This window comes from Paraglaciecola sp. L3A3, from assembly GCF_009796765.1.
In the GTDB taxonomy this organism is placed as follows: domain Bacteria; phylum Pseudomonadota; class Gammaproteobacteria; order Enterobacterales; family Alteromonadaceae; genus Paraglaciecola.
Genome location: NZ_CP047023.1, coordinates 744,169 through 767,804, shown reverse-complemented (window position 1 = coordinate 767,804; position 23,636 = coordinate 744,169). Strand labels below are relative to the sequence as shown.

20 protein-coding genes are annotated in these 23,636 nt (G+C 37.6%); 15 read left to right on the top strand and 5 right to left on the bottom strand.

Annotated features, from left to right (window positions below; translation table 11 throughout):
- Positions 1-69 precede the first annotated feature (69 nt).
- On the top strand, positions 70-1,389 hold the full coding sequence (locus GQR87_RS03210; RefSeq protein WP_158966480.1) for a cytochrome c: 1,320 nt from the start codon (positions 70-72) through the stop codon (positions 1,387-1,389).
- Positions 1,389-2,837 (top strand): PQQ-dependent sugar dehydrogenase, encoded by a 1,449-nt coding sequence (locus GQR87_RS03205; protein ID WP_158966478.1) that lies wholly within the window; start codon positions 1,389-1,391, stop codon positions 2,835-2,837. Before GQR87_RS03210 ends, GQR87_RS03205 begins: the two co-directional genes overlap by 1 nt.
- Positions 2,838-2,906: 69 nt before the next feature.
- Here GQR87_RS03205 and GQR87_RS03200 read toward each other — a convergent pair whose 3' ends face one another.
- The 4 genes from GQR87_RS03200 to GQR87_RS03185 all read right to left on the bottom strand — a co-directional run bounded on the left by GQR87_RS03200 (position 2,907) and on the right by GQR87_RS03185 (position 4,963).
- Positions 2,907-3,185, bottom strand: coding sequence for a hypothetical protein (locus GQR87_RS03200; RefSeq protein WP_158966476.1), 279 nt, complete (start codon positions 3,183-3,185; stop codon positions 2,907-2,909).
- The gene (locus GQR87_RS03195) at positions 3,182-3,667 is read right to left on the bottom strand and encodes a DUF4405 domain-containing protein (protein WP_158966474.1); all 486 of its coding nucleotides are present in this window, start codon (positions 3,665-3,667) and stop codon (positions 3,182-3,184) included. The genes GQR87_RS03200 and GQR87_RS03195 overlap by 4 nt, the downstream gene beginning before the upstream one ends.
- Before the next feature lie 81 nt (positions 3,668-3,748).
- Positions 3,749-4,477 carry a siderophore-interacting protein gene (locus tag GQR87_RS03190; protein WP_158966472.1) on the bottom strand — a complete coding sequence of 243 codons (729 nt, stop codon included), beginning with the start codon at positions 4,475-4,477 and terminating at the stop codon, positions 3,749-3,751.
- Between the two features lie 12 nt (positions 4,478-4,489).
- Positions 4,490-4,963 (bottom strand): DUF2798 domain-containing protein, encoded by a 474-nt coding sequence (locus GQR87_RS03185; RefSeq protein ID WP_158966470.1) that lies wholly within the window; start codon positions 4,961-4,963, stop codon positions 4,490-4,492.
- Positions 4,964-5,064: 101 nt separating this feature from the next.
- Between GQR87_RS03185 and GQR87_RS03180 the strand changes: the two genes are divergently transcribed.
- Complete coding sequence (locus tag GQR87_RS03180; protein ID WP_158966468.1) at positions 5,065-5,478, top strand: MarR family winged helix-turn-helix transcriptional regulator; 414 nt, start codon at positions 5,065-5,067, stop codon at positions 5,476-5,478.
- A gap of 62 nt (positions 5,479-5,540) precedes the next feature.
- On the top strand, positions 5,541-5,711 hold the full coding sequence (locus GQR87_RS22130) for a hypothetical protein (protein WP_199271681.1): 171 nt from the start codon (positions 5,541-5,543) through the stop codon (positions 5,709-5,711).
- 753 nt (positions 5,712-6,464) lie between these two features.
- Here the strand turns inward: GQR87_RS22130 and GQR87_RS03175 are convergent.
- The gene (locus tag GQR87_RS03175; RefSeq protein WP_158966466.1) at positions 6,465-8,639 is read right to left on the bottom strand and encodes a glutamine synthetase III; all 2,175 of its coding nucleotides are present in this window, start codon (positions 8,637-8,639) and stop codon (positions 6,465-6,467) included.
- 408 nt (positions 8,640-9,047) lie between these two features.
- On the opposite strand from GQR87_RS03175, the gene GQR87_RS03170 reads away from it, so the two are divergent.
- The 11 genes from GQR87_RS03170 to GQR87_RS03120 all read left to right on the top strand — a co-directional run bounded on the left by GQR87_RS03170 (position 9,048) and on the right by GQR87_RS03120 (position 23,620).
- Positions 9,048-12,023: a PAS domain S-box protein gene (locus GQR87_RS03170; RefSeq protein ID WP_158966464.1), complete on the top strand. Its 2,976-nt coding sequence runs from the start codon at positions 9,048-9,050 to the stop codon at positions 12,021-12,023.
- A 3-nt stretch (positions 12,024-12,026) separates the two neighbouring features.
- Positions 12,027-12,431: a response regulator gene (locus tag GQR87_RS03165; protein ID WP_158966462.1), complete on the top strand. Its 405-nt coding sequence runs from the start codon at positions 12,027-12,029 to the stop codon at positions 12,429-12,431.
- 35 nt (positions 12,432-12,466) lie between these two features.
- The gene (locus tag GQR87_RS03160) at positions 12,467-13,357 is read left to right on the top strand and encodes a GGDEF domain-containing response regulator (RefSeq protein WP_158966460.1); all 891 of its coding nucleotides are present in this window, start codon (positions 12,467-12,469) and stop codon (positions 13,355-13,357) included.
- A gap of 78 nt (positions 13,358-13,435) precedes the next feature.
- Positions 13,436-14,341, top strand: a complete 906-nt coding sequence (locus tag GQR87_RS03155) for a hypothetical protein (RefSeq protein ID WP_158966458.1) — start codon at positions 13,436-13,438, stop codon at positions 14,339-14,341.
- Positions 14,342-14,413: 72 nt separating this feature from the next.
- Positions 14,414-16,315: a tetratricopeptide repeat protein gene (locus GQR87_RS03150; protein WP_158966456.1), complete on the top strand. Its 1,902-nt coding sequence runs from the start codon at positions 14,414-14,416 to the stop codon at positions 16,313-16,315.
- 157 nt (positions 16,316-16,472) lie between these two features.
- A complete protein-coding gene (locus GQR87_RS03145; RefSeq protein WP_158966454.1) occupies positions 16,473-16,943 on the top strand; it encodes a hypothetical protein in 471 nt (156 codons plus the stop codon).
- The gene (locus tag GQR87_RS03140) at positions 16,943-17,680 is read left to right on the top strand and encodes a lytic transglycosylase domain-containing protein (protein ID WP_158966452.1); all 738 of its coding nucleotides are present in this window, start codon (positions 16,943-16,945) and stop codon (positions 17,678-17,680) included. Before GQR87_RS03145 ends, GQR87_RS03140 begins: the two co-directional genes overlap by 1 nt.
- 80 nt (positions 17,681-17,760) lie before the next feature.
- Entirely contained in the window at positions 17,761-19,323 is a 1,563-nt protein-coding gene (locus GQR87_RS03135) for a hypothetical protein (RefSeq protein WP_158966450.1), read from the top strand.
- Complete coding sequence (locus GQR87_RS03130) at positions 19,316-19,858, top strand: hypothetical protein (protein ID WP_158966448.1); 543 nt, start codon at positions 19,316-19,318, stop codon at positions 19,856-19,858. The genes GQR87_RS03135 and GQR87_RS03130 overlap by 8 nt, the downstream gene beginning before the upstream one ends.
- A 70-nt stretch (positions 19,859-19,928) precedes the next feature.
- Complete coding sequence (locus GQR87_RS03125; protein WP_158966447.1) at positions 19,929-21,092, top strand: hypothetical protein; 1,164 nt, start codon at positions 19,929-19,931, stop codon at positions 21,090-21,092.
- A complete protein-coding gene (locus tag GQR87_RS03120; protein ID WP_158966445.1) occupies positions 21,092-23,620 on the top strand; it encodes a YdbH domain-containing protein in 2,529 nt (842 codons plus the stop codon). Before GQR87_RS03125 ends, GQR87_RS03120 begins: the two co-directional genes overlap by 1 nt.
- Positions 23,621-23,636 lie beyond the last annotated feature (16 nt).

Here is a 23,636-nt window from a genome sequence, read left to right as displayed (position 1 = left end):
GTATAAGTTGCTGGTAATTTACCTTCAGAATAGTCCCAAGTAAAAAATCTAATAATAAAGGAAATACTCTTGAACCTTTTAAACCATAAATTAATCAAGCCAGTGCTTAGTGGCGCTCTATTAAGTTTGATTTTGCAAAGCTCGAATGCACTATCTGCACCGTCAGAAGGCCAACAGTTATTTGAAAGCATGTGTGCAACTTGCCATGCTAAAGACCTATCAGGCGGAGCTGGGTTTAATCTAAAAGATGAAACTTGGGTACATGGCGATCAACCCAGTCAAATTAAAGCTAATATTAAAAAAGGCTTTTCAAATGCGGGTATGCCTGCTTTTGGCGCTATTTATAATGACCAACAAATTAGCAGCATAGTTGACTACATATTATCTAAACGTCAAGGGTTAGCGAATCTCACCTACAAAATCTACCACCTTGATGAAAATGCTCCTGCTTCTTTTGCAATCATCAAAGATTTAAAAGTTCAAAAATCCGGTTCGTTAACTACCAATGTAATGGATTTTGCTTTACCTGAAGCTAAAAACTATATCATCGAATTTGCAGGTGACTTATATGCACCTCAAGAACAAGCAGGGCAAATTTTTGCCATGGTTTACAAAGAGCTTTTTGAGATAGAAATTGACGGCCAGATTATTAAACCTTCAAAGCAAGAATGGCTGCAAGTTGCTTGGCCTATTAAAGCGGGAAAACAACATATTAAAATTCGCTACTCTACCGTAGGAACTAACCCTAACAATAAAAAACAATTCGCATTTTTTGTCAATAACCAAGAACTCACGCAAAAGTTATTTGGCATCAGTATGCCAGGTAAACAATTTTTAAATAGCGCGACGGTTAATATCAAAGCCGATACGCAACCCCAAGTCGTACGCAAGAAAATCGTTAACTTGCCTACATCATCTATTGCCGTAGGTTTCCCAGAAAAAATAAACTATGCCTTTAACAGCAAAAATTGCGCTATCAATGGGGTGTGGACCGGTGATTTACTGAATATAGGTCCTAATATTGAAGGCAGAGGCAGAGACGGTGGGGTGATCCTTGGAGACTGGGTATTCCATTCACCACAAAGCATCTCTCCTGCCCAAGGCCAATGTGTATTTGATAAGTATAATCGCCAAGGCAATCCTAGTTTTGTTTACTACCTTGATAACAATCAGTACGCAGTAAAAGTAACAGCTGAAAGTGCCTCATCTTTAGTGCTCACTTATCAATTAATTAAAGGTAAAAATACTCAATTCACTCTTAATTTACCTGAATTAAAAAATGCAGAATTTACCAGTCAAGACGGTAGCATTGCCAACAATCAATTTAGTACTCAAGCCAAAATAGGTAAAACCTATGCTATTCATTTGACTTTGAAAGGGGGCAAATAATGAAATTTAAACAATCTATTATTACCTATAGTTTGATTGTAGCTGGCCTATTTAATGTCGCTGATGCAGCACAAACGAAATACATACCTAAAGGATATGAAATCAAAACCATAACCACGCCAGTGGATGTACGTTTTCATGCCACGGGTTTAGATGTAAATAAACAAGGCCATGTCTACGTTGCCACCCGCTTTGGTGATGTGTGGAAGTACCAAAACGATAGCTGGACAAAATTCGCCGACGGATTACACGAACCCACAGGTTTAATGTGTGACGGCGATGGCAGCATAGTCGTTGCCCAAAAACCAGAGTTAACCCGTTTAGTCGACTTAGATAAAGATGGTATAGCAGACGATTATATACGCTTAGCTGATGGATGGGAGTTTCATGATAACTACCACGAATTTAACTTTGCCCCAGTAAAAGACCAAGCTGGAAATTATTACGGTACCTTAAATTTAGGTCATGGAGTGCCAGACGCACTCGCCATAGGTGCCATGGACAGTGGTGGCGGTTACCGAGGTTGGGCCTATAAAGTTTCTACAGATGGAGAATTTATTCCTTTTGCTAACGGACTACGTTCACCAGCCGGTATTGGTATCAGTCCAGAGAATGAAATTTTCTATACCGATAACCAAGGTGATTGGGTAGAAACCTCTAAACTACACCTTTTAGAACAAGGAAAATTCTACGGCCATCCGGTATCTTTGCGAGATGACCCTGCTTTTGGTTTAGACAAAATTCGTGATAACAAATACAACTTTAAAATGTTTGACGACATGCGTGAAAAACCAGTGGTTTGGATACCCCATCAAGAAGTGGCTAATTCACCCGGTAACCCAGAGTGGGATGTGACTGAAGGAAAGTTTGGCCCTTTCGCTGGGCAAATATTTATTGGCGATCAAACTCAATCGAATCTATTTCGCGTTATTTTAGATAAAGTAAACGGTCAATACCAAGGCGCGGTGATCAATTTTATCGACGGTTTTCAAAGTGGCAATATAAGAGTGAAATTTGATCCGCAAGGCCAACTTTGGGTGGGGCAAACGGCTCGTGGTTGGTATTCAAAAGGAGGTAAACCTTTTGGCCTGCAAAAAGTGGTCTGGAATGGCGAAATGCCATTTGAATTATTAGATATGAAACTTACTAAAGGTGGTTTTAAATTAACCTTCACTGAGCCATTAAACGATGAAACAGTTATTGCCGAGCACTTTAAAGTACATGAATATAATTATTTATATACCAATAAATACGGTTCTGATAAGCACAATTTAAAAGACTTAACAGTGAGCAAAGTGACATTATCTAAAGATAAAAAATCAGCAGAAATTTCTTTAGATTTAACCGCAGGTAAAGTGGTTGTGATTAATTTTCCTGAATTACGTAATGCCAAAACCGACAAACCTTCTGTCACTACTGTGTATTACACTTTGAATCAGTTGCTGTAAATCAAACACTATTAACAGTACAGAGCATTAACAAAATAGGTGACCCAATTGGTCACCTTTTTTATTTGTTTACTTTTTCTTGGTAAATAACTTGGCTAATATAACGGTAATTAGCATAGGCACACCAATCAAAATAATCTCTTTAACAAAAGGTAATATATACCTTAATACCGCTGGAATACTTCGCCCCTCACCTTCTCCTTCTTCGCCACCATGAGAATAGCCCTGCAGATTAATTTGCTCTGCCCAACTTGATTGATCTAGGGTGATTAACAACAAGCTTATTAGGATAGAAATGGACAAAAGAACAAAAGCACGAGACTTCCAATTATGTTGTAAATATTTCATATTTTAGACTCCACTTCTCCTTTAGACTTGGCTGACATTTTTTTTGTTAGCTTAACAATCCAATCCCAATACAATGCTAAATGGATGCCTAACATAGGCATAATCAAAGTGGCAGAGTCATGATGGATCTTCGACCAAAAGTCTTGGATGTCTAGCCTGATATTCAAGTCTGGTAGTAAAGCCACAGACACTAAAAAACCGCTAACAGTAGCTAATAGCATCATTAAATAGATTACATAATTCCAAATAGCATTAAAACGCGCTCTAGCTGATACCTGTGAGAATAACAACTTAAAGCTACTTTTAATCCAATCCCAATGTAACAATAAATGAATAACAAAAGGGATGATAAAAAATAAACTCATCCACTCATGTAATGGTACCCCAGTCGCTTGAGGTGCAGACACCAACATAAAACTAATGAGCAATAACACATCCATTACATATCGGGTTTTCTGTAAACTTTGTTTCCAATTAGACACAAATAAAACCTCCTATTTATTAATATTCACGTTGGCCGCATTCCAAAGGAAATAACGAATGCTATATAAATCGCTATTATTTTATTTTTTTTGATTCCAATAAGCACTGGCATACAACAACCTTTTGTCATAGTGACAATGCTGATTCAAGTATGACTTTAATTGTCTAACAATACTGGCTTCTGCTGCAATAAAAATGGCTGTGTTATCTAAGTTTTCAGGCTCTGACTGCAAACCGGTTAAAAACTGCTCGGTTAATTTATCACCAGTCACCAACCAGTTTATTTCTATACCTTGGGGCGCAATCAGCGTTTGTATATCTAATGTGTCTGGCACCTGTATCCAAACTCGGCCTTGAGCATTTTCAGGCAATAACTCTAAAGTCGCAGCTATAGCGGGTAAGGCAGTGATATCACCAAAAAATAAATGCCTATCAGCGTGTAAATCAGTATGTTTGGTATCGCCACCAGATCCAGCTATTCCTAAATGATCGCCTGGCTGTGCATTTAGCGCCCAATTACTGGCTAAACCTTGGTGATCATTTACCGCAAAATCTAAGGTTAGTTGTAAGTTTTGCTTATCGAATGCCCTGACTGTATAAGAACGCATCCATTTCTTAAATCCAAAGTACAAACCTAACCTAGGCATTTTATTGACGTCATTAGGATCAGGAAAAATCGCTTTAACATGGGCGCTTTGTTTGCCTTCAGGCAAATCATTTAATGCTTCACCCGTTAAAATAATTCGCCTCATGTGAGGAGAAAGCTCAGTTACAGACAACACCTTTGTCATACGCATTTTAGGCCCCATGCTTTGCTCCTTTTAATTTAATAATTCTGTTTCAGTGGTGGGTGTAGCCAAAAATCGTTCAAGCTTAGGCTGCAGAACAAACGTCATCAAACAAGCAAAAGTTATCCCCACAGGTAATGCAAATAAAAAGCTGTTAATAAATACCGCAACAAACTGCTGAAAAGCTAACTGCTCATGATTAGTCACTGTGGTTACGATAGCCATAATTGACTCCATTACCACCGCCATTAATACACCTTGTAATAATTTTTTTTGCATCTGAGGCAGAGTATAAAATAATCGGTTAACTAATTTATTCATCGCCGCAAATATTAAGCCTCCAGCAGGTAACATCACCACGAAAGCAAAAATAAAAGAAGTTGCCCATGCTGAAACAAAATTTTGCTCAGCAGACAAATTCACATAGGTCATAATCGCGGTAATAGTACCGATTAATGTCAGCATAATCGGTAACATCATGAATAGGTTTTTTAACTTAATTTGCATTATAAAATCCAGTGAATTATAGTTGATAAAGTCCACTATAATTACAGTAGTAGACTTTGTCAACTAAATTTAATTTGTAGTTTATAAATTTTGGAGCAGCAATGGAATTAAGCGAAGTACTTTTTAGTTTATTTCACAACGTACGCAATAATATTAGCCAACAAGTAAAATTATTGGATTTAGATGTATCACCTATGCACATGAAATCTTTAAAAGTCATTTCCACAATTGAAGATTGTACAGGCCAAAAATTAGCCGATTTTATGGGCCGCGATAAAGCCCAAGTTAATCGCTTACTTAAAGAACTAGTAAGCCAAGAGTTAGTGATTAAAACTGAGAATAAAAATGACGGTCGTAGCCAAATATTATCTTTATCTAGCCGTGGCAGAGAATTCATGGGTAAGTTCAAACAAATAGAAAGTCAGGTATTTAATGCAATGGTTAAGGATATTGCTCCTGAAGACATTGAAAACTTTACTAGGCTAGCAAAAATATTTAGACACAATTTACAGTAACTTAATACTTCGCCAGTAGGCTATACTTACTTCTAGTTAAACAGAATAAACAGAGAATTGAGATGACTAGACTTGGAAAAATTTTGATGCTTGCGGCATTAATTTGTTTAGGTATTTTATGCGCCTTTGTGGGTAGTGTAACCGGTGCTATAGCTTTCATCACAATGGGTATTTTAGTAGAAGTCGCATTTTGGGTAGGCATCTTTAAAACAAAAAAACGGCCCTTGACCTAATCACAATAAAGCACCTTTAATAAACAATTAACAACACTTCACTTATACAAGTAATTAGTAAAAATCTGCTGCCTTATCGGCCCCTCCAGATAATACTAATTCAATAGCTTAATCACATTCTTCCAAATCCCCGATCTGAATGCTCACTCGGTGACGAAATTTTTCGTGTATAACAAGGCAATTTGTCGTACGTAATAACGTGTTATTGCTAGACAATCCAACGCCCCTAGGCACAAAAAGAGCGTTATCGAGAGGTTCGACTTATCCAGAACTCAGGTTATTTAACCTGAGTTCTGGATAAGAAGTATCGTCTAATCTAAATTTATCATTACAATTCAATAGCTTAATAACGTTCACCCAAATCACCTTACCTGAATGCTTAGTCGGTGACGAAATTTTTGTGTATAGCAAGGCGGATTGTCGTACGTAATAACGTGTTATTGCTAGACTCTCCTCCAACGCGGCTTGGCAGCCCAACGCCGCTAGGCACAAAAAGAGCGTTATCGACAGGTTCGGCTTATCCAGTATTCAGGTTATTTAGCTTCGGGAACAAATGTGTCGATAGGTCTACCCACGGGCGCTGTAACATCTGGGCATCTTTCACCTAACTGCCACCAAGTTTGATCGTATTCTTCAGGCTTTACTTCAGCTGAAAATTTCCTAAGCAAAACAGTAAGTGAGCATTCTATAGGCAAAAAAAAAGCAAAAGGAGTAAACCTTTTGCTTTTGAAATGTAACTTGGTTTTATTGAAGCTATTTAATAAATAACATCTCTTGATACTTAGGCAATGGCCACAATTCATCAGAAACCACTAATTCTAAAGCATCGGCATGAGTTCGCACTTCTAACATAAGCGGGCAAAGTACCTTAGCACAATGATCCATATGTGCTTCTTCGCTAGCAAAGTCTTCAACCGACATCGCATCTTTCAGTTTACCAACAGCGGCCATCATGGCATCAGTTTCTTCAGCAATTTCAGCCAAACTAAGGTGACTAATTGAAACATTTAGCTTGCTCAAATTATTAGCCGTTTCAGCTAGGCTGTTTAAGTATTGGACTGCAGCAGGATAGATTCTAGTGCTGGCCATACCAATAACTATTTTAGCTTCTACTTCAATAGATAAGACGTATTGCTCTGCGTACACCTCAAAGCGACTCGCTAGTTCAGCTGGCGTTAACACACCCGTTGATGCAAATAATTCAACCACAGAGGCTTCTTTAAATGCCGGTAATGCATCAGCAGTAGTGGGGATATTTTTAAGTCCACGCTCTTCAACTGCAGCTTTATGCCATTCGCTTGAATACCCATCACCACCAAAAATAACGTTACCATGTTCTAACATTAATTCTTGTAGTACGGTAATCACTGCCGCGGTTTTATCTTCACCTTTAACAAGCACTGCTTCTAATTTTTCAGCGATCCAATTTAAAGAATCAGCCAACATAGTATTCATGGCGACTAAAGGACCAGAAACGGATTGAGACGAACCTACCGCTCTAAATTCAAAACGGTTACCCGTGAAAGCAAACGGAGAAGTACGGTTACGATCGCCTGGATCTCTTTCAAATTGTAGAATTTGTGACAGACCTAGATCCATTAAGCCACCTTTTGCTTTTTCTAGTAACTTACCTTCTTTAATGTCGTTAAACACACCTTCTAATTGGTCTCCCAAATAGACTGACAATATAGCCGGAGGCGCTTCATTCGCACCTAAACGATGATCATTTGCAGCAGAAGCAATCACCGCTCTTAGCAACGGACCATATTTATGTACACCACGGATCACTGCCCCACAGAATAGCAAGAAGTTAAGGTTGTCATGAGGAGTGCTTCCAGGATCAAGTAAGTTACCTTGAGTGGCATTACCTACCGACCAGTTAACATGTTTACCAGAACCATTGACACCTGCAAAAGGTTTTTCATGTAATAAACATAAAAAGCCATGTTCTTTAGCTGTGCTTTTCATCAACGTCATTAATAATTGCTGATGATCAGCGGCCACATTGGCGGCTTCATAATAAGGGGCAATTTCAAACTGGCCAGGGGCTACTTCGTTATGATGAGTTTTGGCAGGGATCCCTAAACGGTAAAGTTTATCTTCAAAGTCTTGCATGAAAACTTGTACGCGCGCTGGTATTGCACCAAAATAGTGATCATCAAACTGTTGACCTTTAGCTGGCGGTGCACCAAATAATGTGCGTCCTGCTAATAATAAATCGGGGCGAGCATTAGCAAAATGTTCGTCCACTAAGAAATATTCTTGTTCTGCACCACAACTAGAATTAAGGGTAGCGATTTCTGTTTCGCCCATCAAGCTTAATACTTTCTGTGCGGCTTTATCCATAGCTTTATTCGAGCGTAACAATGGAATTTTTTTATCTAACGCTTCACCTGTCCAAGACATAAATACGCTTGGGATCATCAAGGTTGCGCCATTAGCTGTATGCATCAAATAGGCTGGGCTAGATGGATCCCAAGCCGTATAACCTCGTGCAGCGTTAGTCATACGTAAACTACCATTCGGGAACGAAGATCCGTCTGGTTCACCTTTAATCAGCAAGCTACCGGTAAACTCAGTTATAGCCCCACCATCAGAATTAGTGATAATAAAACCATCATGCTTTTCAGCAGTAATGTTAGTCATAGGGTAAAAGATATGAGAGAAAAATTTAGCGCCTTTCGACATAGCCCAATCTTTCATCGCCGCAGCAACAACATCAGCTGTGCCGGCGTCTAAGGGCTCACCCGTTTGTACTGTTTTTTTAATGGCTTTAAAAGCATTTTTTGATAATGCTTCTTCCATCGCGCCAAGATTGAAAACATCGGTTGCCCAAATCTTGCTCAAAGGGTCAGTCATATTGCACTGTTTTGGTGCGCGATTGGTAATTTCATTTATTGCTTGTTTGCGAGAGGTTAATCCAGTCATATCTTTTCCTAGGCTTATAACTAAAGGGATGAAGGGACTTGCTTATTTTAGGTAAGACAAATCTAATCAGGTCTAAACTTTTACAGAAGCAGCTATTAGGCCAATTCTGTGAAGAAACAGTTTTTTTTATGCTAATGAATACCTTCTGATTATTTTAATTCTTATTATTTAGACAAAAATTATAAAATAAGCAGAAATATTAACGTGCAATGGGTGTTAAACAGTATTTAAAGGTTTACTTCACAATCAAAATTCAGCATAAAATACGAGACAAATTATTAATACATAATTATGCACAATATTTTTATGTTTTTCATTTTATTATCGTTTTAGCTGATTTAGCCGTACCACTTTCCCTACAAGAATGTGCTAAGTTAAATAAAAGTACTTAGATATAGAATTAATCCAGTGAATAAGAAAAATAGTCAGATTGGCAGATTAGAGAATTACACAAAATGTGTCGCTGGATTCACCTTAATCTTTGTCATTATATTTTCGTTTTATACTGCAGAGTTGGTTCACCGGTTCACCGTTATTGAGAACTCATGGCAACAATATCACTCTCGTATGGCAAATATTAATGATGAAATAGCCAAGCTACATGCTGCCATAGGTTATGGAGGACTGATACATCATTTTAAAAACTATGTTATCCGCCAAGATCCTCAATATTTAGAATTTATCGAAACAGATATAACGGCACTAGAATCAACATTAACTCAGTTATCTAAATATTTTCAATTTAAAGACGAACTCAAAGCTTTAAAAACAATTAAACAAACTATTTTCGCCTATCAATCAAAACTAGTTGAATTAAAAAATGCTCCAAAAAATACGATCAAAGAACAAGATTTAATCGCCAAAGTCGATGATACCGATGCACTAGCCGCTATATCGTTATTAAAAACAAGGACATTTGAATTAAATACACAACAAAGGGAAAGTACTAGTTTTGCATTCTCACAAGCCATTCAATGGTTATACGTAGGCAGTTTGTTATTTATTCTAATATTATTGTTTCCGATTCTGCTACTAAAACTCATTAAAAAGTTAAAAACAGCATACTCAGATCTAAGTAGTGCACTAGATGATAGTAACTTATTAATGTTACACGCCCCAGATGCAATGATTAGTGTGACCAAAGACGGAACAATAGTCTGTTGTAATTTAAAAATTGAAGCTTTATTTGGTTATACTCAAGCAGAATTAATTGGCAAAAACCTATCTACATTGTTACCCGCCACTGTTATCAAATCACATTCCCAATATTTGCATGATTATTTTAAATCACCCATTCAACGTTTAATGGGGCAAAGCAACCCAAAGTTACAAGGGTTACATAAAGACCAACGCTTAATTCCAATTGAAGTTAATTTAAGCAGTTCCATGCTAGCCGGAATAAAAATCAGCACAGCGACTATTAGGGATATTAGCGCCAGAATTAACACAGAAAACCAATTAAAAGCCACTATTGCCACTTCAGAAAGTAATTACGAAAAGCTAAAACAAGCACAAGTTAGTCTTGGTGAAACCAAAATGACTAGCCTGATGTTAGACAATTTACCTTTAGGTACTTTGTTGTATAGTTTTGAAGGTAAGATACTCATAGCTAATGATAAATTTATTACTGACTCCAATTATTCTCGACAAGAATTAAGCACTTTAACTTTTAATCAATTTATAGACTTTGAAAAAACTGAAGACCAAATAGTATTTGAAAAAGTGGTAACTTCACAAACCTCTAAAGCGAATATAAAACTATCCATGTTAGCCAAACTTAAGCCTAAACATGATCAATTTATTCCGATTGAATTGGATATATCGACCTATGACTACAATGGTCAAGTGTTCAGAATAGTTACCTATAAAAACCTTAGTGATGTGATGCTGATTCAAAATCGCTTGGTAAAATCACATGAACAATTAGCGAGGGCTGTTGCCGCGACGCAAGATGGTATTTGGGAATGGAATGTAGAACAAAAAATCGCTAATTACTCCCCAAGATTTATGAAAATGATAGGCAAAGAAGATGAACCTACTCCTGAATTTTCAGACTGGTATAACCATATTCATCCCGATTATAAAAACAAGGTTGATGAGGCATTAGCACAACATTTTAAAACCCGCGAACTTTATGAAATTGAATATTTAGGTTTAAATGAATACGGTGAGTATAATTGGTTTGTTAGTATCGGAAATTCAATATTTGATGAAGACAATAATCCTCTAATAATGTCTGGTTCTTTAAGAAATATTCACAAGAGTAAATTATTAGAAATTGAAGCAGAGAATAGTAAACTCTTCCTAGAAAAAATAATTAACTCAGCGATCTGTGGATTATACCTATTTGATTTAAAAGAAAATTTAAACACCACCATAAATACTCGATATACCGAAATCCTTGGCTACGATATTGAAGAATTAAATAGTATTAGTAAATTTGATGAATTTTATCATCCAGACGACCGCCCAAAAATCGAGCAACACTTAACTAAAATTACTCACGCCGTAGACAGTGAAGTATTCTCACTAAAATATCGCTTTAAGCATAAAGACGGTCATTGGGTTTGGTGTTATTCCTTTGATTGTGTTGTTAAGTTTAACCATGAAAATCAACCTGAACTGATGTTAGGGACTTTTGTAGACATAACCGAACACACCTTGTTATTAGAAAAACTACAAAGTTCTAACGAATACTTAGAACGTTTTGCTTTTGTAGCCAGCCACGATTTACAAGAGCCATTACGTAAAATCACCGCATTTTCCTCCTCATTAACCCAAAGGTTACAGCATCAAATTAGTAGCGATGAACATATAAGATTCGAATTTTCTAGGCTAATTGATGCCTCTGAACGTATGCGAACTATGATCAAAGATTTGTTAAAGTTATCACGAATAAATAGCTCAGAAATTGATCTTATCGCAGTACCCTGTTCTGATATTATTGTCGCTAGTCTCGATTTATTAAGCCACCTGATTGCAGAACAACATGCAGTTATCGAGACTACTAATACAGACATATTATTAACGGTCGATAAAGGTTTGTTTATCCAATTGTTCCAAAATTTAATAGCCAATAGTATTAAATTTAAAACGAAAGGCGATGAACCGGTTATTCATATAAGCGTAGTAAGTGAAGCAGACGTAATTCGAATCATCTTTAAAGATAATGGCATCGGAGTTGACCCTAAATTTTCCGAACAAATATTTGACCCATTCAGGCGCTTGCACAGCAAAGATAGTTATCCAGGCAGTGGTATTGGTTTAGCATTGTGCCAACAGATTTTATCAATACATAATGGTTCTATTAGCTGTTCTAGTGAGGTACATAAAGGTGCTGAATTTGAAATTATTTTACCCAAAATAAACATCAAAGGTATATAAAATATGGTTCATATTGTATTAGTAGAAGATGATTTAGATGATGTCTATTTTTTTAAAATGGCCTGCGAGACACTTCCACAAAAACCAGATATCACCATATTAAACGATGGCACTAAACTAATCGAATACCTTGAAACTAATAATGGTGCCAATAAAATTATTTTACTCGATTTAAATATGCCCAAGTTAGGCGGGTTTGAGGTTTTAAAAAAACTGAATGAATTAGGTAAAATAAATCAATTGCTTATTGTCACTTATACCACTTCAGATAATGAAGAGGATATAGAAGCCGCTTACCAGCTTGGGGTGAAGTCGTACCTAACTAAACCAGATAATCTAGAAGAACTATCAGCTTTAGTCTCAACTATTTCGGAATATTGGTTTAAGTACAATACCACCCCAAATTAATCATTCCCTACTGAGGAAGAATTTAAAGGTCTACTATGCCCAATACTCTTACCATATATTTATTAGAAGACTCAGCAGATGACGTTTATTTGTTTAACCAAAGTGTACATTTAGACGACAATTTCCAATACGTTATTGTGGATTTCAGTTCTTTGACTAAACTTCAAGCAGCGATCCATTTTATTACTCCTGATTTGCTTGTCATCGACCTCAACATACCTGAATCTCAAGGTCTGCAAACCCTAGTTGAAGTCAAACATATGGCTAACGACACACCTATTATTGTTCTCACAGGTAATGATGAATCTTTAGGAATTCAAGCCATCCAATTAGGTGCTCAAGATTATTTATTAAAGGAAGAAATCAATTATTCAACGTTAAAAAGAGCAATTCGTTTTGCTAGAGAACGAAGCATGTTATATGCAGCCCTAGAGCAAAGGGCGATAAAAGATAAGTTAACTAAATTATATAACCGTGCAGCCTTTGATCAGCGATTAGCAAATTTTGAAGCTGACTTTATTCGTTATCAACGGCCTTATGCGTTAATTATGTTTGATTTAAACGGTTTTAAAACAATAAACGACGAATATGGGCATCTGGCAGGTGATAAAATTTTACAACATGTCGCCGACCGATTTCAGATGTTCAATCGGGCAAGCGATTTCATTTGCCGCTACGGTGGTGATGAATTTATATTGATCGTACCTAATGTTGAAACTGAAGAGCAATTAGTAAAAATAATTGACAGTAAACGCAACATAATAAATGGAGATTATACTCTACAAATAGCGGACAAAAAATTAATTCATGCACCTATATCAATCGCAATAGGTGGTGCTATTCGTAATATTAAAGATAAAGCCCCGAATGAATTATTGAAACTAGCAGACCAAAATATGTACGCCGATAAATTAAAGTGTCTTTAACTTACAAACCAAAACTGTCCCTAAGTTTTGCATAGCCATGGATAATCGTTTGTTATGGCTAAAAGCAAGGAACCATTCATGAGTGGGTTATCAAAATTTATCTTATTATGTGTCACAGTTGGGGTATTCACATCTTCATATGCAGCAGATAGTCTTAATTTACTGGTGATGATAGAAGATGCCGATCAAGACGCCATTGCCCGGGATAACCGGATCAGTAAACGGGTACATACCAGTATTAGCCAGCAACTCAATCATATTGCAGATATATACGACGAAACCAGCATCACCCTAGATACATTTAAGCAAGGCCGCACACGTCGTACTGATGCAGAATTATTAGATATTGCTCGCTCTATTACTCGCCCGCCTATTGATGTAGTGGTGGTATTTAGCACGTATGCCTCGGTGCAAACTAGCGACTATATAAAAAAAGCCAAAGCCCGGATCGAAGGCCGTATGTTAAACGCTAAATCTGGAAAGTTTTTAGATAGCTTTGAAGTGCAAAGCCCTAACGGCTGGGCCATTCCCTACGCCTGCATCAAACAATCCTGCATCCTAGAAAAAATGGGCGATGAAGCCAAAGTATTAGGTGACGAGTTAGGAGTAGTGTTAGCTGAAAAGCTCAACTGGCTCATCTATGGTGAATCTGCAGAAGATGCCAGTGCAACCGCCACGGTAATATTTAATGACTATTACTTGGAGTTTGATGGCTTCAGTCCAGAAGAGGTAGCCAGTATTGAAGAGTATTTATTAGTTTTTTCTGGCTACGTTTCGCATCGGCCAACCGAACAACGCCACACTCGTAGCACCTTGTTATATCGAACCACTAGTAGCAGTGCAAAACTCAATCGTAATTTAAACAAAGTATTAGCAGAACTGAAGATGCGTGCTACCAGTCATTTTCAAGGTAATGAATTTAGCTTTAAACGTATTACCCTACGAGGCGAAAATACCACAAGAGATATTAGTAAAGGTTGGTGAAACATTGAACTCCATGACCAATGCGTTTTATAGTGAACAAAGCAAATAAACTTAAGCAGCAACCAATCGAACATGGCGCATATATTTAATCGCAACATTCAAAAGCAGCAAATAGGCTATATGTTTGGCCTATTATACCTGTGCATGCAAACTTGTTTCGCAGCCGAGTCTTGGCAAATTATTGTGTTGCCCGACAGAAATTACAGCGCGCCGACTGAACTGCCACCATTAAGCGATTTACATAGTACTATTTCTCAAGGTTTAACCATAGCCCTGAGCAATGCCGACTATGATGTGTTGAATACTCATTACTTGGGTTTACCCAATTGTATTCTCGAAGATTGCGCAAAATTAACCGACCAAACCATTCGCCAAGCCGCCATAAAATCAGGCAAAGAAGTCAACCTAGCTTTGTTATATCAACTCAAAGCATTTCAACAACGCCAAGCCGCATCTCAGCAATGGTATTTTAGTTTAGCCGGTCGTTTGTTAGATTTACAAACCAGTGCCCAACAAGATGCGTTTATGGTTGAAAACCAAGTTCAGCCACCTGCACAAAATTGCATTAGCGAATGTTTAACTGAGTGGCTGAATAACAATTTACGCTTATTAACTCAAGACTTAGGCGCGGTATTAAGCGAAAAGTTAGCGGCTCTACCTAGACGTTTTCACTATCAATTAACCCTGAATAATTTTACGACTCAAGATCTGCAAAAAATCGACCGTCATTTAAAAAAAATTCAAGGTTATGTGGCTGACCAATTAATCACTAATTCACTCAATGAAACTGATAATAAATCAGATAAACTCACCCGTAATTATCAATATATATCTGAACTCAGCGCTTCAGAGTTAAGCATTAAGTTGGAACAATTAAACCAGAAATTATCCCAATCACTCACCTTGCAATACGATAATACTGAGCGCCAGTTCCACTTGATTGCCAACGAGCCAATCGAATCTTGGAAAAATTTCAGCCAATTTATGACGGGGTTATTTTCTAACTTTTCATTGCTAGAAACTCAACAAGAAACTCAGCAAGAGCCAAGACTAGCGATATCCGAAGAAAACGCCAAACAAACAGAAATAGCGGAACCTAGAGAACCAACTGATGAAGAGAATTCCGCCCAAAAAGATCAAAAAATGTGGCAACAAGCACAAACTATCAACACTATTCACAGCTATCAACAATACCTAGCGATATGGCCTCAAGGTCAATTTGTTATTTTGGCCCAAGGGGCAATCAACCGTATTCAAGAGGATAATAACAGATGGCAACAAGCGGCAAATCAAAATAGCAGTCAAGCTTACCAAAGCTACCTAAATATCAAACCTCAAGGCCAATACCGGCAACAAGCCAAACAACAGTTAGCCCGCTTACGAGAGCAACAACAATTACAACAAAAGCAGCAAGAAACCAAAGCCTTGGCCGATAATTATTATCAGAAAAATGATTATCCCGAAGCGTTATATTATTACCAGCAAGCAGCTAAATTAGGCCATGCACAGGCACAATTTTCATTAGCTAAAATGTATCAAGATGGCAAAGGCACAGACCAAAACACTAGCCAAGCCGCCCATTGGTATTTGCAAGCAGCTAAACAAGGCCATGCACAAGCTCAAGCAACCTTAGGCTTTATGTACTCCAAAGGAACGGGCATCAAACAGGATTATGCACAAGCCGTATACTGGTATCACCAAGCTGCAGAACAAGGCTATATGAAAGCCCAATACAACCTCGCCTATTTATATACTGTAGGGCAAGGCACAAGCAAAGATCAGCAAAAAGCCGCGTTCTGGTTTGAAAAAGCCGCCTTGCAAGGCGATGCTGATGCGCAAAATAGCCTAGGTAAACTGTATGAAAGAGGCCTAGGCGTAAACCAAGATATGCTCAAAGCCAAAAACCTTTATCAACAAGCAGCCGATCAAGGTCATCAAATGGCCAGAATTAATCTGCGTATGTTGAAGAACTAAATTTTAGTCTGAGAATATCTGGGGTAGAACAAAGTTTAATAGAATTAGCTTCACACCATTGACTGCCTAGTGCCTTTAAGCTGTTAAGTCTGCGCCACTCTGCTTTATTCTGCTTTTATTCCTCTAACCTTTGCATAACCTCAAGCGGAGGTAATTTATGCATCAATCACATCATGACACTAGTACTCAAGCAATGACCGAGGTGGCGTTGGGTTTATCTATGGCCTTTTTTTCACTGTTGATTTTGGCATTGTTTTCTATTGGTTTACCCGAACAAGCTTTGCAATCTGCAAAGCAGCAACAATCACAAATTATGATGCCGAAAGCTGAGCAATTAAAACTGGCGGCGAATCATGCACAGACTGCTGCTAATAAATCCGCCTCTAAATCTGCAGGTGACGAGCCACAATACGCTTTTTACTTTAATGGCCAATTTTACGATCAACTACTTAAGCCGCTTAGTATTAAAAACCTAAGCAGCTTCAACCTAGATAAACCATTAATTTTAGCGGTTCAAGACAGCCTACCTATGTCGCAAGTCATGGCTATACGTAAACAAATCAATCACCCTAATTTGTCTATCACAATGTTAAATAACAATTGGCAAGATCAGCTGGAGAAAATGTAATGAAACAATCCTTAATAAGCAAAATAGCTGGCATATTAGCCATTTTTGTCTCGCATACAGTGTTGGCGTCTTTTTCTTATGACCCAGAAGAAATCCAGCGCAAAGTAATAGATGAAGCAATTCGCCAAGACCTTGCACCGTCTTTAGCCTTAGCCATTGCCAAAGTAGAATCAAACTTTAATCCACAAGCATTAAGCCATGCGGGCGCAAAAGGGGTAATGCAAATAATGCCTCGCACCGCAGAGTTAGGTTTTGGGGTTAATCGTCAACGATTATATGATCCGACAGTTAATATAGAGGTGGGGGTAAAGTTTATTAAAAAGTTACTTGAACGTTATGATGAACGTTTAGACATAGCTTTGTCTCATTACAACGGCGGTTCTGCGGTAAGAAATGGTTATGGTAAGTTGAGTGTGATCCCCGCTACTCGGGGTTATGTAGATAAAGTGTTGGCCACCCAACAAGAGTTTTTACATCATGACTCTTTACTAGCCGTAACATCTAAAGCATCTTTAGTAATTGATGACGAACCTAACACTCAAAATCCACAAGTAAAAACCTTACGAGCAATACGTTTACATAACATTACCCGTAACTATAAAAATAAAAAGCCAAATAAAGAAACGCCTAACATGGCGGCACAAACTATTAAATTTACAACACCTCTATCGATTCAGGTAGGCATAGATAACAGAATAGCCAAAGTTCGTCAGTGGGAGTCTATTTATCAGAATTAAATCAATATTATAAAGTCTTTGATTGCACTGTGTTTGTTAGTTAAATTAAAGATAAATAACCACCATCCTAGTTAGGCCGAATGAGCAGTATTATTAATTACGGTATTAGCGAAACCTTAAAAGCGCTTTTTGCCCAACTAAAAGAAACGCCAGGGCTTACCGGTTACAAATATCATCATAAAGATGTCGACCAGCTATCCCAAGATATAGTTTGTCGCAACTATGGTTCGGTATGTTACGAATTGAGTTTTTTATGTTGGGCGGTGGTAAACCACCCACAGTTTTCATCTTCGCCCTTACTGAGTTTTTTTTGGTTAGAAGAAAACATTAAACCCAAACGTTTTCGTCAAGCTTTTAGTCATCCTATCCAAATGGAAACAGCTCAGATTTGTATCGACGATAATTATTTACAGCTGCAGATTAACGATACTGAGTTCGCCATCTCCCCTACTCGAATCAGTGTATTGGCTGTAATGTTAGAGTTTATTATTAGTATTGATCCAGTACAATTAACTAGAATAGAACACTCCTTAGCAGGTGCTAACAGCCAAGCCATCAAACAGCTGTCTTCTGAGCTGCAAAAACTAATTTATGCTTACCTCAAAGAGCACATTCCTGAAGCCAGCACCCAAGAACGTTTTCGCGCAGTCAGTAGTTGGTTACAACAACATAAGCTGACTGCCGAAACCTTAACCGATCAAGATGTACTTAACTTTTGGTTAAAGCCACCAGCACAGCCCAGTTATATTAAATTTTCCACGGTGTTAGATGACCTACTGGATGCTATCACTGCCACAGAAATAGTCGAAAACACAGTCAACGTAGATTATGCCCTTAGCCTTGGGAACAATAATGAAGCGGGCGAAATTAATGCCGAATGGGTGCAAGAAACTGTGTTTGCTCAAGCAGAAAGCCATTCAGATTTAACTTGGTTATGCCAATCGCCCAAGTTTTTAACTTTAGCGCAATATCAGCCGATGAAATCGTTATTAAGTCACGGCAAGTTAGCCAGGCAATTACCTTTGTCCTTTTTACGTTTAAACATATTTGCTGGCTGGCAGTCAGTACTGGTACAAGCCAAACGAAAATCCCCTCAGGTGCTGGCAGATAAACTTAATCAATGCCCCGCTCGGCAATACCAAGACTATGTAGCCGAATTAAATGACTCTGAGACACAGTGTAAACAAGTACAACAAGTGATTGCCCACATATTTTATAGTATGGATAACCCGTTATTTATTGGCATTATGCTCAAACAAATGCCAACCGATTTACAACAAACTCTTAAAATATGGATGAGATCACAAATAAGTAATGCCACAGTATCTGAAGAAGACTTTTTTTTGCTCATTCAGCAGTGGTTATCTCAGCACACTAAGGCACAATTTTGGTTATCTGAAGCGGCCAACCTATTTAAAAACAACAATAAGGATGGTTTTAAACAACTGCCATCAGATACAGAGCTAGATGTTTACCAAGATGGCAGCGAAGCTCTCGACTACTGCCAAGAGTTAGTTGCCCGCTATTTGTTAGTCATAGCAAAATTAAATAAACAACATACTCAGTTGGTAGAAATTTATCGCTCTGACCTATGCATATTCAGTAATAAGTTTAAGCAAATTTATGGAGCCGCTCATGGCTAAACATATTAGTCAGCTTCAACAGCAAGTATTTGCTGCGAAAAGTTTGTACCGCGAGATACATACCCCAATTGATAGTAAGAATACGAATACAGTGTTATTTAACGATTTGGTACAACTGGCCAAAGGTAACCTACAGGTTGAACAACAAAAAGTGATGCAACAAGTTAATCAATCACTGCCTTTACGCCGTCAGTATATCCAGCTTTTAGAAACATTAGCTTTTGCTACTAGTCCTGTTCAAGCAGCTGCCAGTTCGGTCGTCACAGAGATAACTAGCCGTAAATCAGCAGAATTTGAGTTGCTGTTTAAGCGCGACAAACAATTTTTGGGGCAGGTGTATGTCATTCTAAAAATTCCTCACCCTATTGAAAAACATCATAATCAAGGGGTTTGTTTGAATGCTTGTTCTGAGAAAGTGATATCTTCTCTTCACTTTCCAGCAATTGAAGATGGTAAAACCCAGTTATTAATGGAAGAATCAGATCAGAAATTTATTAATATGTTTGATGCCGAATTTGCTATATACCTTTCATAACCAAAACTCTCTGACTCGTCTTTGCTGTCAGCCATGCTAATTTCAGACCTTAGTTAGGATCACTAGCAAGATGAAGACTCATATATTTATTGCCACCACTCAAGGTTTAGTGGCAATCCAAAATATCACTGCTATTGATGACCAAGACATCAGTTCAGTGGTGTCGGTCAATGGTACTTCTACTACAGCCAATATCAGCAGCAGCTATCATAACTTTGTGAAAAAGGGTGTAGGTATAATCCATCAAATGTTCGGCGCTTGCAGTTATAGAGTCGATATCAGCGCCCGTATTGACCAAGGTAATAGCTGGCAAGTTGCCATGTATTTAGCCCACTTAGCCCAAGCTCAAGGAATGTTGGGTAATGGCGATATAAAAAGAGGTGATAAGGTCATTTGTGCCACAGGTGAAGTCAATACCTCTAACCTGCATGTGCTGCCAGTGGGTGAAGTAGCCATTAAATATAAACTGGCTCAGCCACAATTAAAACAATGGACAAGATTAGGTGCTACAGTACTATTTTTAGTGCCGTTAGCTAACCGAGCTGAGCTTGCTAAAGATGAAGTTATTCAACTTATTAGCAATCTAGAACAAGCTGCGGCGACTTTGCCTGCTAAAAACACTCAGCCAACGTCAGCCTATAACAACAGTTTACTGAGCAAGGTTAATTTGGCATCCCCCTTAATGTTAAGCGGCTTTATTTTGTTGTTGATCATATTTTATTGGGGTAACACTTTTACTCAAACAAAGCATAATTCCCTGCCGCAAAGTGCCATAGAAAGTAGTTCTGCAAATATTAATACAGATAAAAACACAGAGCTAGTGGCCCATCTTCAACAAGATCAAGACTGCAATCAAACCACTAATCAGCTACTCAATTTAACTCAACAGTCCTTTGCTGAACTTTCACTTAAACAACTATGTGCTTTATCTTTACAAACTGAGCAATCCCAAGTGCAAGTTTTGCTCGTCGCTCAAGATGCATATACAGTATTACCACTAAAAAAGATCGCTCAAGGTTGGCAGGTTCCCCTACCTAAAAATCGCACATCGCACCGCAGTTATTTTTTAGTCACACTAGATAAAAAACTAATCGATGAAAAAGTCGAACAACTCAGGCTATACCGCGAAACAATGGCGCAACCTGATATGTTAACTAGAGCCAAACTGACTACTTGGCTGACAGAACAAGATATTAAATCCACCATATATACACATAAGTTACTCAAGGACTAATGACTCAATTTTTTAGGCAAGTTCAGCTATCTAAAACCTTAAAAGTCACAGTATTGTTGATCACTGTATTTTTGTTGTTCTTTATTTTTCGCCGACCGATTGTCAGCAAAAGCATAGAATATTTTACTCAAGAGCAAGAGTTACATATTAGTTGCCTAGACTTTTCATTTGATTGGCCATTAAAGCTGAATATTCAGCAAGTATGTGTAACATCTCCTATGGCTGAGCTGATTGTCAACCAAGCTATTTGGCAACCTTGGAGCAATGAAATCAATATAGAACAGGTCAAAGTTACACATTTTAAAGCCCCTGTACCCGCCAACAATATTGAAGAAACACAAACTAATGAACTGGCTTTACCAAGTAGCTTGCCATCAGTACAAATAGCTCACTTAGAAATCGACTCTTACTTATTATTACAACCCATATATTTAACCTTGCAGTCTAAGAGCCATAACCAATTAAATATCACTGGCGACTTAAATGCACTTGTCACAATATCGACTAATGCTTTAATGACTAACTTGCACTGGCGATTATCTGATTTAACAAAATATATCCCACAAGCACAGACCTTAGCCCAAGCTAATCATGAGTTATTAAAAGATGCCGCCTTAGAAAAGGCAACAATCAGCAGTCACCTAAGCTATGACGGCAAAACAATACAAGCAGATAACAGCTTAGATATCAGTGGTCGTTTTCACCTATCAAACTGCCCAATTGATCTTGTATTGCAAGGAAATTTATTGATAGATGTCGCTCTGAGCAACCTTGATATGAATATTGATTTAAGCCAACTAACAAACAATTTTTTGGCGCTAGAATGTCCCTTAGTACAAAATTATTTTGTAACAAACGACCAACCACAATTATCCTTTGTTGCCCCCAAACCTATATCAGTCAATAGCAAACAAATTAGTCTGGCAGAATTACAAATAGTTGATGAACAAAACGCCAACCGAGCGATTAGTCTGAATCAGCTGCATTATAAAACTTCAGGCGAATTTGAAAGCCACTACAAATTTTCGATTAAGCAGCCCATACAAAACCCACACTTTACAGCAGAAATGTTTAATCTGCAGGGCTCGGGCAAGCTATTTTTCAATTTAGAAAAGTCGACCAATCAAGCTAGTAACCCCCCCCTTGTTTTTACAATCAGTGATGACAAACAGCAACTGTTAGTGAACAACTTACAGATAGGTGCATTGGCTGTGGCTAAGTTAACTAGTGAATTTTCTTTTAACCAAGCCAGCCAAAATCAACTTACTCTGAGCGGCATGATTAATAGTGAAAAACTACACTTAGAGCAGCTAAATATCACTAAAACAATGAGCAATTTTTCACTTAGCGGAGTAGATTTAGCCGATTTACAATTAAGTGTGAATAGCCAAGTTTTTCATTTACAGCATACAAACTTAAGTCTGCAGTCGATCAGTAATAATATGGATATAAACATCAAAGAATTGGCTGATATACACTTTACTGGCAGCACAAAAATCATTAATTTAGTTGCACAAAACATAGACTTCCAGCCCATATCAGTGAGTCATACAGGACAAACCAATTTAAATAATTCAACTTTATCTAGTGAACATACTATTGAGTTAGAACAAGGGGGGTTAATTTTTTTACAACAGCAACAAAGTGCAGCCAGTATATTTATAGAGCAACAAAATATTGTTAATCTACAAAAAATAATTTCACAATTAGAACCAAAAACATTACTTAAAGAAGGTAAACTTTCAGCCAATGTTAAGTTGACTTTATCTGAAGAAGACCAAGAGTTTATGGCCCAAGGTGAGGTCAAGTTCCACAATGTTTCAGCGAAATATAAAGATTATCTAATCAATAATATAAATTACCAAACGCCGCTTATGTTTAATTCAGCAGGGCTTCAGTTAGCTCAATCTAATCTACTCATAGAATCAATTGATGTGGGTGTAACCATTGAACAAATTGAAACACAGATTATTGCGCAAAATAGCTTATTCACAATGAAACAGCTAAAAGGTGAAATATTCAATGGTCAGTTTTCTTTAGCTAACCTATGGTTAGATGGACGAGATCAGCAATTTAACGTCAATTTCAAAAGTATTGATTTGGCACAAATTATGGCGCTGCAACAACAACCTGGAATAAAAATAACGGGTACTATTGACGGTGATGTACCGATGATTATGGACCAACAAGGGATCAGAGTAGAAGATGGTTGGATGTCGAGTTTATCTGGTGGGAAATTAACTATAGTGGATAACCCATCTTTTGATTCGATTAAAGCCCAACAGCCTGAATTGGCGCTGTTGGAAAACCTAGATTTTACGAAACTAGAAAGTAAGGTGAAATTCACTCCCGATGGTTGGGTATTTTTTGATTTAGCCTTACAAGGCAGCAACCCTGATAAAAAACAGGCAGTTAATTTTAATTATAGTCATGAAGAAAATATATTTTCTTTGTTAGAGTCGATACGATTAGTCAACTCTGTTGAAAACAGAATTGAACAGAAAATAACCCAAGGTGAAAAAAAGTGAAAAGAACCTATTTACT

Excerpts from the sequence above, each read along its gene's own strand:
- GQR87_RS03130 (WP_158966448.1), top strand. The coding sequence starts at position 19,316 with ATGGCTAAACATATTAGTCAGCTTCAACAGCAAGTATTTGCTGCGAAA.
- GQR87_RS03180 (WP_158966468.1), top strand. The coding sequence starts at position 5,065 with ATGGAATTAAGCGAAGTACTTTTTAGTTTATTTCACAACGTACGCAAT.
- GQR87_RS03125 (WP_158966447.1), top strand. The coding sequence starts at position 19,929 with ATGAAGACTCATATATTTATTGCCACCACTCAAGGTTTAGTGGCAATC.
- GQR87_RS03135 (WP_158966450.1), top strand. The coding sequence starts at position 17,761 with ATGAGCAGTATTATTAATTACGGTATTAGCGAAACCTTAAAAGCGCTT.
- GQR87_RS03160 (WP_158966460.1), top strand. The coding sequence starts at position 12,467 with ATGCCCAATACTCTTACCATATATTTATTAGAAGACTCAGCAGATGAC.
- GQR87_RS22130 (WP_199271681.1), top strand. The coding sequence starts at position 5,541 with ATGACTAGACTTGGAAAAATTTTGATGCTTGCGGCATTAATTTGTTTA.
- GQR87_RS03145 (WP_158966454.1), top strand. The coding sequence starts at position 16,473 with ATGCATCAATCACATCATGACACTAGTACTCAAGCAATGACCGAGGTG.
- GQR87_RS03200 (WP_158966476.1), bottom strand. The coding sequence starts at position 3,185 with ATGAAATATTTACAACATAATTGGAAGTCTCGTGCTTTTGTTCTTTTG.
- GQR87_RS03165 (WP_158966462.1), top strand. The coding sequence starts at position 12,027 with ATGGTTCATATTGTATTAGTAGAAGATGATTTAGATGATGTCTATTTT.
- GQR87_RS03175 (WP_158966466.1), bottom strand. The coding sequence starts at position 8,639 with ATGACTGGATTAACCTCTCGCAAACAAGCAATAAATGAAATTACCAAT.
- GQR87_RS03150 (WP_158966456.1), top strand. The coding sequence starts at position 14,414 with ATGGCGCATATATTTAATCGCAACATTCAAAAGCAGCAAATAGGCTAT.
- GQR87_RS03190 (WP_158966472.1), bottom strand. The coding sequence starts at position 4,477 with ATGGGGCCTAAAATGCGTATGACAAAGGTGTTGTCTGTAACTGAGCTT.
- GQR87_RS03140 (WP_158966452.1), top strand. The coding sequence starts at position 16,943 with ATGAAACAATCCTTAATAAGCAAAATAGCTGGCATATTAGCCATTTTT.
- GQR87_RS03155 (WP_158966458.1), top strand. The coding sequence starts at position 13,436 with ATGAGTGGGTTATCAAAATTTATCTTATTATGTGTCACAGTTGGGGTA.
- GQR87_RS03205 (WP_158966478.1), top strand. The coding sequence starts at position 1,389 with ATGAAATTTAAACAATCTATTATTACCTATAGTTTGATTGTAGCTGGC.
- GQR87_RS03185 (WP_158966470.1), bottom strand. The coding sequence starts at position 4,963 with ATGCAAATTAAGTTAAAAAACCTATTCATGATGTTACCGATTATGCTG.
- GQR87_RS03120 (WP_158966445.1), top strand. The coding sequence starts at position 21,092 with ATGACTCAATTTTTTAGGCAAGTTCAGCTATCTAAAACCTTAAAAGTC.